This is a genomic window from Pseudoxanthomonas beigongshangi (assembly GCF_016820515.1).
In the GTDB taxonomy this organism is placed as follows: Bacteria; Pseudomonadota; Gammaproteobacteria; order Xanthomonadales; family Xanthomonadaceae; genus Pseudoxanthomonas_A; species Pseudoxanthomonas_A beigongshangi.
The window spans coordinates 121,266-128,717 of record NZ_JADHDV010000013.1 but is presented as its reverse complement, the minus strand read 5'-3'; the positions used below and the strand labels follow the sequence as shown (position 1 = coordinate 128,717).

At 67.4% G+C, this 7,452-nt stretch carries 7 protein-coding genes and 4 tRNA genes; all 11 read right to left on the bottom strand.

The window, feature by feature from the left end; all coding sequences use genetic code 11:
- Nucleotides 1-93: 93 nt before the first annotated feature.
- Nucleotides 94-169 (bottom strand) — tRNA-Thr (locus IQ458_RS11665).
- Nucleotides 170-221: 52 nt separating this feature from the next.
- Nucleotides 222-295: transfer RNA gene (locus tag IQ458_RS11660), tRNA-Gly, on the bottom strand.
- Between the two features lie 37 nt (nt 296-332).
- Nucleotides 333-418 (bottom strand) — tRNA-Tyr (locus IQ458_RS11655).
- A 110-nt stretch (nt 419-528) separates the two neighbouring features.
- A complete protein-coding gene (gene ychF / locus IQ458_RS11650; RefSeq protein WP_183638699.1) occupies nt 529-1,620 on the bottom strand; it encodes a redox-regulated ATPase YchF in 1,092 nt (363 codons plus the stop codon).
- A gap of 71 nt (nt 1,621-1,691) precedes the next feature.
- Nucleotides 1,692-2,273: an aminoacyl-tRNA hydrolase gene (gene pth / locus IQ458_RS11645; RefSeq protein ID WP_183638701.1), complete on the bottom strand. Its 582-nt coding sequence runs from the start codon at nt 2,271-2,273 to the stop codon at nt 1,692-1,694.
- 53 nt (nt 2,274-2,326) lie between these two features.
- A complete protein-coding gene (locus IQ458_RS11640) occupies nt 2,327-2,953 on the bottom strand; it encodes a 50S ribosomal protein L25/general stress protein Ctc (RefSeq protein ID WP_183638704.1) in 627 nt (208 codons plus the stop codon).
- Nucleotides 2,954-3,104: 151 nt separating this feature from the next.
- On the bottom strand, nt 3,105-4,064 hold the full coding sequence (locus IQ458_RS11635; protein WP_141455864.1) for a ribose-phosphate diphosphokinase: 960 nt from the start codon (nt 4,062-4,064) through the stop codon (nt 3,105-3,107).
- 81 nt (nt 4,065-4,145) lie between these two features.
- Nucleotides 4,146-4,221, bottom strand: a tRNA-Gln gene (locus tag IQ458_RS11630).
- 5 nt (nt 4,222-4,226) lie between these two features.
- Nucleotides 4,227-5,096, bottom strand: a complete 870-nt coding sequence (ispE, locus tag IQ458_RS11625; protein WP_328805160.1) for a 4-(cytidine 5'-diphospho)-2-C-methyl-D-erythritol kinase — start codon at nt 5,094-5,096, stop codon at nt 4,227-4,229.
- Nucleotides 5,093-5,734 (bottom strand): lipoprotein insertase outer membrane protein LolB, encoded by a 642-nt coding sequence (lolB, locus tag IQ458_RS19590; protein ID WP_183638708.1) that lies wholly within the window; start codon nt 5,732-5,734, stop codon nt 5,093-5,095. Before lolB ends, ispE begins: the two co-directional genes overlap by 4 nt.
- Nucleotides 5,731-7,398 carry a tetratricopeptide repeat protein gene (locus tag IQ458_RS11620; protein WP_203322902.1) on the bottom strand — a complete coding sequence of 556 codons (1,668 nt, stop codon included), beginning with the start codon at nt 7,396-7,398 and terminating at the stop codon, nt 5,731-5,733. The genes lolB and IQ458_RS11620 overlap by 4 nt, the downstream gene beginning before the upstream one ends.
- Nucleotides 7,399-7,452 lie beyond the last annotated feature (54 nt).

Below are 7,452 nucleotides of genomic sequence, written 5' to 3'. Positions count from 1 at the left end.
GCCCACGTTCACGTGCGGCTTGGTGCGTTCGAATTTACCCTTTGCCATGGCTGCTTCTTCTCGAGGTGGATCGTTGAAATGGAGTTGGAAAGGTGGTGCTCACGAATGGAATCGAACCATCGACCTCCTCCTTACCAAGGAGGTGCTCTACCGACTGAGCTACGTGAGCGTGAAACTGTTTGTCGCTTCGGTTACCGCAGGTCCCGCGCTGGGCGTTCAAGTGGAGCGGGAGACGGGAATCGAACCCGCACCATCAGCTTGGAAGGCTGAGGTTCTACCGTTGAACTACTCCCGCGCCGGGAGACCACTACAACACAAAACAACTCAAATTTTGGTGGAGGGAGGTGGATTCGAACCACCGAAGGCGTAAGCCAGCAGATTTACAGTCTGCCCCCGTTGGCCGCTTGGGTATCCCTCCGTAGCCACCCGGAAGAGCCGGCCGGAGGGGCCAAATCAAACCGGGGTGAAACAGCCAGCGATTTTGGCCTGAAGCAGACTGGCTGTCAACGCGAAACGCCAACTTTTTTATCAGACGTTGAAGCGGAAGTGCAGCACGTCGCCTTCCTGCACCCGGTATTCCTTGCCTTCCAGGCGCAGCCGGCCGGCGTCGCGCGCGCCCGCCTCACCCTTGTACTTGATGAAATCGTCGAAGGCGATGGTCTCGGCGCGGATGAAGCCCTTCTCGAAATCGGTATGGATGACCGCCGCCGCCTGGGGCGCGGTGGCCCCGGCCTTGACCGTCCAGGCCCGGACTTCCTTGACCCCGGCGGTGAAGTAGGTCTGCAGGCCGAGCAGCTTGTAGGCCGCGCGGATCACCCGGTTGAGGCCCGGTTCGTCCAGGCCGAGGTCGGCCAGGAAGGTGTCGCGATCGGCGTCGTCCAGTTGGGCCAGCTCTTCCTCGATGGCGGCCGAGACCGGCACCACCTCGGCGCCCTCGGTGGCGGCGCGGGCGCGCACGGCCTCCAGGTGCGGGTTGTTCTCGAAGCCGTCCTCCAGCACGTTGGCCACGTACATCACCGGCTTGAGGGTCAGCAGGAACAGGTCGCGGACCAGCGCCCGCTCCTCCTCGTCCAGGCCCAGCGCGCGGCCCGGCTGGCCTTCGCTCAGGCCGGCATGCAGCTTCTGCAGGACCGGTTTGCGGGCGATGGCATCCTTTTCGCCGGCCTTGGCCGAACGTTCGGCGCGGTTGAGCGCTTTTTCGACGCTATCCAGGTCGGCCAGCGCCAGTTCGGTGTCGATGGTCTCGATATCGGCGATGGGATCCACCTTGCCGGACACATGGACGATGTCGCCGTGCTCGAAGCAACGCACCACGTGGGTGATCGCGTCGACCTCGCGGATGTGGGCCAGGAACTTGTTGCCCAGGCCCTCGCCGCTGGCCGCGCCGGCCACCAGCCCGGCGATGTCGACGAACTCGACCGCGGTCGGCAGCACTTTCTGCGGCTTGACGATTTCAGCCAGCTGGTTCAGTCGCGGATCCGGTACCGGCACCACGCCGACATTCGGCTCGATGGTGCAGAACGGAAAATTGGCCGCGGCGATGCCCGCCTTGGTCAGCGCGTTGAACAGGGTCGACTTGCCCACGTTGGGCAGGCCGACGATGCCGCATTTGATGCCCATAAATATCCGGGATTGGGAATTCGGGATTCGGGATTCGAAAAGCGCTTTTCCGAATCCCGAATCCCCAATGCCTAATCCCTGCTCGTGTGCAGCCGCTTCATGGCCTCGTTGAAATCGCCCTGCACGGCCAGCGGGAGTACGTCGATGGCGTCGTCGATGGCGCGGCCGATCAGGATTTCGTCGTCCTTGCCCGGCTTGCCCAGCACCCAGCCGGTCACCTTGTCCTTGTGGCCGGGATGGCCGATGCCGATGCGCAGGCGGTGGAACTTGCCGTGCCCCAGCAACTGGAGGGTGTCGCGCAGGCCGTTCTGGCCGCCGTGGCCGCCATCGAACTTCAGCCGCGCCACGCCGGGCGCCAGGTCCAGTTCGTCGTGGGCCAGCAGCGCCTCTTCCGGCGCAATCTTCCAATAGCGCAGGGCGGCGGTCACCGATTTGCCGCTCAGGTTCATGTAGGTGGCCGGCTTGAGCAGCCAGACTGGCTGGCCGGCGACCACGACCTTGGCGGTTTCACCGAACAGCTTGCTTTCCAGGCCGAACCGCACGCCCTGTGCCTCGGCCAGGGTGTCGACAAAACGGAACCCGGCGTTGTGCCGGGTTCTGGCGTGCTCGGCACCGGGATTGCCCAGTCCGACGATGAGACGAAGACCTGCCATCGCAGTGCCTCACGCCGGTGCGCCCGCTGACGCGGACGCACCGTGGCGCAAGATTACTTCTCTTCCTTCTCGGCGCCTTCGGCCGGAGCCTCGGCTTCTTCCTTGCCGTGCTTGGCGATCACGACGGCGACGTCGTGTTCCTTGCCCAGCTTCAGTTCCGGGATTTCCACGCCGGCCGGCAGCTTGATCTCCGACAGGTGCACGACGGCGCCGACGGCCAGGTTCGACAGGTCGAGCTCGATGAACTCCGGCAGATCCTTCGGCAGGCACTCGACCACGACTTCGTTCAGTTCGTGGGTCACGACCACGTCGGCCGACTTGCCGGCGGGCGAGGTGTCCTGGTTGATGAAGTGCAGCGGCACCGCGGTGCGCAGGGTCTCGTTCTCGTTCACGCGCTGGAAGTCCAGGTGCATGATCTGCTGCTTGTACGGGTGACGCTGCATGTCACGCAGCAGCACCTTCTGGATGTCGCCATTGAGGCTCAGGTCCAGGATCGAGGAATAGAACCAGTCGTGCTGGCTGGCCAGCCAGACTTCGTTATGGTTCAGCTGGATGCTGACCGGCTTGAGTTCGCCACCGTAGACGATGGCGGGAACGTTGCCGGCGTGACGCAGGCGGCGGCTCGCACCCTTACCCTCGTCTTCGCGGCGCTGGACCTTGATTTCGTGTGTCTTTGCCATGTTTGCTAACTACCTAGGTTGATGAACCGCCTCGCGGCGGCCTTGAAGACTCCCCCGCGACCAGGAGAGCCGTTTGAATGCCGGGATTTGGCATTCGGGATTCGGGATTCGCAAACGCCAATCCCGAATCCCCAATCACGAATCCCGGCCGTCAATCCACATACAGCGAGCTCACCGACTCGCCAAAGGCGATGCGGCGAACCGTTTCGGCCAGCAGTTCCGCCACGCTGAGCTGGCGGATGCGACCGCACGCCTTCGCTTCCGGCGAAAGCGGGATGGTGTCGGTGACGACCAGCTCGTCCAGCACCGACTTGTTCAGGTTGTCCACCGCCGGGCCCGAGAGCACGGCGTGGGTGCAGTACGCGGCCACCTTCTTGGCGCCTCGCGACTTCAGCGCTGCTGCGGCGGCGCACAGGGTGCCGGCGGTGTCGACGATGTCGTCCACCAGCACGCAGTCCTTGCCGTCCACGTCACCGATGATGTTCATCACGGTGGCGACATTGGCGCGCGGACGGCGCTTGTCGATGATGGCCAGGTCGGCATCGTCCAGGCGCTTGGCGACGGCGCGCGCGCGCACCACGCCGCCCACGTCGGGCGAGACCACGATCAGGTTGTCGGTGCCGTAGGCGCGCCAGATGTCGGCCAGCAGCAGCGGCGAGGCGTACACGTTGTCGACCGGGATATCGAAGAAGCCCTGGATCTGGTCGGCGTGCAGGTCCACCGTCAGCACCCGATCGGTACCGACCGCGCTGAACATCTTGGCCGCCACCTTGGCGGTGATCGGCACGCGCGAGGAACGCAGGCGGCGATCCTGGCGCGAGTAGCCGAAGTACGGCACCACCGCGGTGACGCTGGCGGCCGATGCGCGCTTGAGCGCGTCGATCAGCACCAGCAGTTCCATCAGGTTTTCCGCGGCCGGGGCGCAGGTGGGCTGGACCACGAACACTTCCTGCCGGCGGACGTTCTCCTCGATTTCCACCTGCACTTCGCCGTCGGAGAAGCGCGACACCAGCGCCTTGCCCGGACGCACGCCCAGTTCGCGGCAGATGCTGTCGGCTAGCGGCTTGTTGGCGTTGCCGGAGAAGACAAGCAGGTTGCGGTCGTCTTGCATTTTTCTCTCTCGGCGTGGCTTCTGGCGGCGGCGGGAAGTCGCGGCGCAGTCCCTCGCGGGCGCTGCAGGAAAACCGCGGATTGGCAGGGGCGGAAGGATTCGAACCTACGAATGCCGGGATCAAAACCCGGTGCCTTAACCACTTGGCGACGCCCCTAGGCGTTAGGTTTCCGATTCGAGCGCATCCTGCAGCGGCGAGCGCGGCGCGCCCGGCGCCAGCCAGGCCCGCAGGCCGGACAGTTCCGCCAGCGCCGCTTCCGCCTGGGTCCGCTGGGCGAACTCGACGAAGCAACCGCCGCCGGATCCGGTCAGCCGCGGCGTGCCGATACGCGCCAAGGCCTGGAACACGGCCTCGATGGCGGGTTCCCGGCGGCGCAGTACCGGCTCGAACGCATTGCCGAGCAGGTGTCCCGAAACGAAGTCCGACATTTTCGCGGGTGGCGCGTTTCGCGTCAAATCAGGGGCCTGGAAAAGTGCCGCGGTGGGGACATGGACGCCGGGGTCGGCCAGCACGTACCAGGCCGGAGGCAGGGCGATGGGGGTGAGCTGTTCACCGACGCCCTCGGCCCAGGCGTTGTGCCCGCGGACGAACACCGGCACGTCCGCGCCCAGCCGCAGGCCCAGCGCCGCCAGTCGCTCCACCGGCAGGCCGGTGCCCCAGAGCCGGTTGAGCACGACCAGCACCGTCGCCGCGTCGGACGAGCCGCCGCCAAAGCCACCGCCGGCTGGAATGCGCTTTTCAACGGAGATGTCCGCTCCTTGCGCGCAATTTGCCTCTTCTTTTAGCAAGTTAGCCGCGCGTACCAACAGGTCATCGGCCTCGGCCACGCCGGGAACGGAAGCTCCCACCCGGCGGATCGCGCCATCCGGCCGCACCCGCAGGTGCACGGTGTCGCCCCAATCCAGGATCCGGAACACCGACTGCAGCAGGTGATAGCCGTCCGGCCGGCGGCCGGTGATGTGGAGGAACAGGTTCAGCTTGGCCGGTGCTGGCCAGGCCGACCAGCCGTCCTCCGGAGAGAGTGCCGTCACGGCGCGGCCCCGAGATCCCAGCGATCCACGATCAGGCGGACCCGGGCCTGGCCGCGCTCGGCCTCGATTCGCCGGGGCATCGCGGGCTGAGCGCCGGCGGCCGGCAGCCACTCGGTGTAGCGGATGGTCCAGCCAGCCTGGCGCAATGCCTGCAGCTGGCCCTCGGGACCGAACTCCGGGCTGCCCTGCCCGCTCAGGCCGCGCGCCCATTCCGAGAGGGTCTGCACCGGAATGTCCCAGCCGGTGGCTTCGCGCAGCAGCAGATCGGCGTCTTCGCCCTGGCGGGGGCCGCCTTCCAGCCCTTCCAGCCGCGCGCCATCGGCGCCGGCGCTGAGGCGCCAGCTCTGGCGGGTGACCGGGGCGCTCAACGAAGCGGTGTACTGCGCGCCCTGCTGGCGCCAGTCGAGCCGGCCGCTGCCGCCCTTGCCGGCCTGGCTGACCGCCACCCGCGCCTCGAATCCCCATTCCGGTTGCCCGCGCAACCACGCTTCGCGGGTGGCTTGGCGCGCCTGCGCGGCGGCCACGTCCTCGGGATCATCCAGTGGCGGGGGCGCGGATTTGCGGCCCCCCCCGCTGGCGCAGGCGGCCAGCATCAACACACAGGCCGCCAGCAGCGGGCCACGCCAGTTCCACTTCATGCTCCGGTCTTCTCCAGCGCCCGCTGCAGCGAGCGGTTTTCAGGGTCGAGCTTGCGCGCCTCGTCGAAATACTTGCGCGCCTCGTCCTTCTGCCCCATCACCCACAGCACTTCGCCGACGTGCGCGGCGATCTCGGGATCCTTCTGCAGGGTGAAGGCACGGCGCAGTTGCACCAGCGCTTCCGGCAACCGTCCCAGCCGGTACAGCACCCAGCCGTAGCTGTCGATGATGGCGGCGTTCTCCGGCTCGGCCACGCGCGCGCGATCAATCAGCTCCAGCGCTTCCCGGTAGCGCTGGGTGCGATCGGCCAGGGTGTAGCCGAGTGCGTTGAGGGTGGCGGTGTTCTCCGGATCGATGACCAGGATCTTGCGGAAATCGGCCTCCGCGCGATCGATCCGATCCCGCCGTTCCCAGGCCAGGCCGCGCGCATAGAGGACCTCGATGTCGTCCGGATAGGCCGCCAGACCGCGCGCGAACACATCCAGCTCGCCGTTGTCGTCCCCGTTCTTCTGGCGCAGCTCGGCTTCCAGCAGATAGGCATTGCGGCGGGCGTCGTCGTCGGCCGAGGCGTCGCCCTGCAGGGTGCGCAGTTCCTGGAACGCCTGGGCCTTGTCGTCCAGTTCGTAGAGGGTGTTGGCGGCGCGCAGGCGCGCCTCGGAACGGGCGCTGCCGGCCGGCACGCTGCGGTACCAGTCCAGCGCTTCCTGCGGACGCTTGAGGAACTCGGCCATCTGTCCCAGCAGCAACCGCCGACCGCCGTCGGGCTGGCTGGCCTCGCGGCGCAGTTCGTCGTACAGCGTGGTCAGCGCGGTGGTGTTGTCGGCCTTGGCCAGCAGGGAGGCCCGCAGCGCGTAGCTCTGATCGTCCTGCGGCCCCTTCGCCAGGGTGGCCGCCGCGGCCACCGAATCCCCCAGCGCCTCGTACTCGGCCGCCACTGCCAACCGCAGCTCGGGCTTTTCCAGTACGTCCGGTCCCAGCCCGCCCAGCACCTTGCGCGCCTCGGCTTCGTCACCGGACCGCCGCAGCTGGGCCGCGTGCAGCAGCACCACACGCGGCTCCTGCGGGAAGCGGTCCACCACGCTGCCGACGATCCGGCGCGACAGTTCCGGCTGCTCCAGCTGCTGGGCCAATCCGGCGAACGCCAGCCAGGCCTGCAACTGGGCGGGAATGGTGTTGCCGTCGACCAGTTCGCCCAGCAGTTTCGCCGGCAGCTCCGGATCCTTGCCGCCGCTGCCCAGCGCGGTCAGCGCGTAGCGCCAGCCCATCTCGTCGGGCGAGGCCATCAGCGTGCCCAGTTCCCGGCGGGCGGCGCGGGCGTCGCCCCGGCGCAGCGCCAGGGTGGCTTCGGCACCGCGCATGGCCAGCGACTTCGGCGCGCGGGCGCGCCACAGCTTGAGCGCCTCGGTGGCGCCGGCGTCGTCGTTGGAAAGCAGGGCGATGCGGGTGGCACGCTCGGCCAGCCCGGCATCCTCGGTGGCGCGGGCCGCTTCCAGGTACCAGCGGGAGGCTTTCGACAGCTGCCCGGTCTGGAGCGCGAACTCGCCCGCCATCACCGTGGTGAGGGCATCGTCCCGCGCCGGCGGCGCCTTGCGCGAGGCCAACGCGGGGCCGGACAGGGCCAACAGCAAGGAAAGCACCAGGCTGAGACGCAATATTGCGGGCATGAGACTCACGTGGGCCGTAAAATAGCGGCCACTTACCAGCCAGCAGCTTAGCGC

Excerpts from the sequence above, each read along its gene's own strand:
- lolB (WP_183638708.1), bottom strand. The coding sequence starts at position 5,734 with ATGAAGTGGAACTGGCGTGGCCCGCTGCTGGCGGCCTGTGTGTTGATG.
- IQ458_RS11640 (WP_183638704.1), bottom strand. The coding sequence starts at position 2,953 with ATGGCAAAGACACACGAAATCAAGGTCCAGCGCCGCGAAGACGAGGGT.
- IQ458_RS11620 (WP_203322902.1), bottom strand. The coding sequence starts at position 7,398 with ATGCCCGCAATATTGCGTCTCAGCCTGGTGCTTTCCTTGCTGTTGGCC.
- IQ458_RS11635 (WP_141455864.1), bottom strand. The coding sequence starts at position 4,064 with ATGCAAGACGACCGCAACCTGCTTGTCTTCTCCGGCAACGCCAACAAG.
- pth (WP_183638701.1), bottom strand. The coding sequence starts at position 2,273 with ATGGCAGGTCTTCGTCTCATCGTCGGACTGGGCAATCCCGGTGCCGAG.
- ychF (WP_183638699.1), bottom strand. The coding sequence starts at position 1,620 with ATGGGCATCAAATGCGGCATCGTCGGCCTGCCCAACGTGGGCAAGTCG.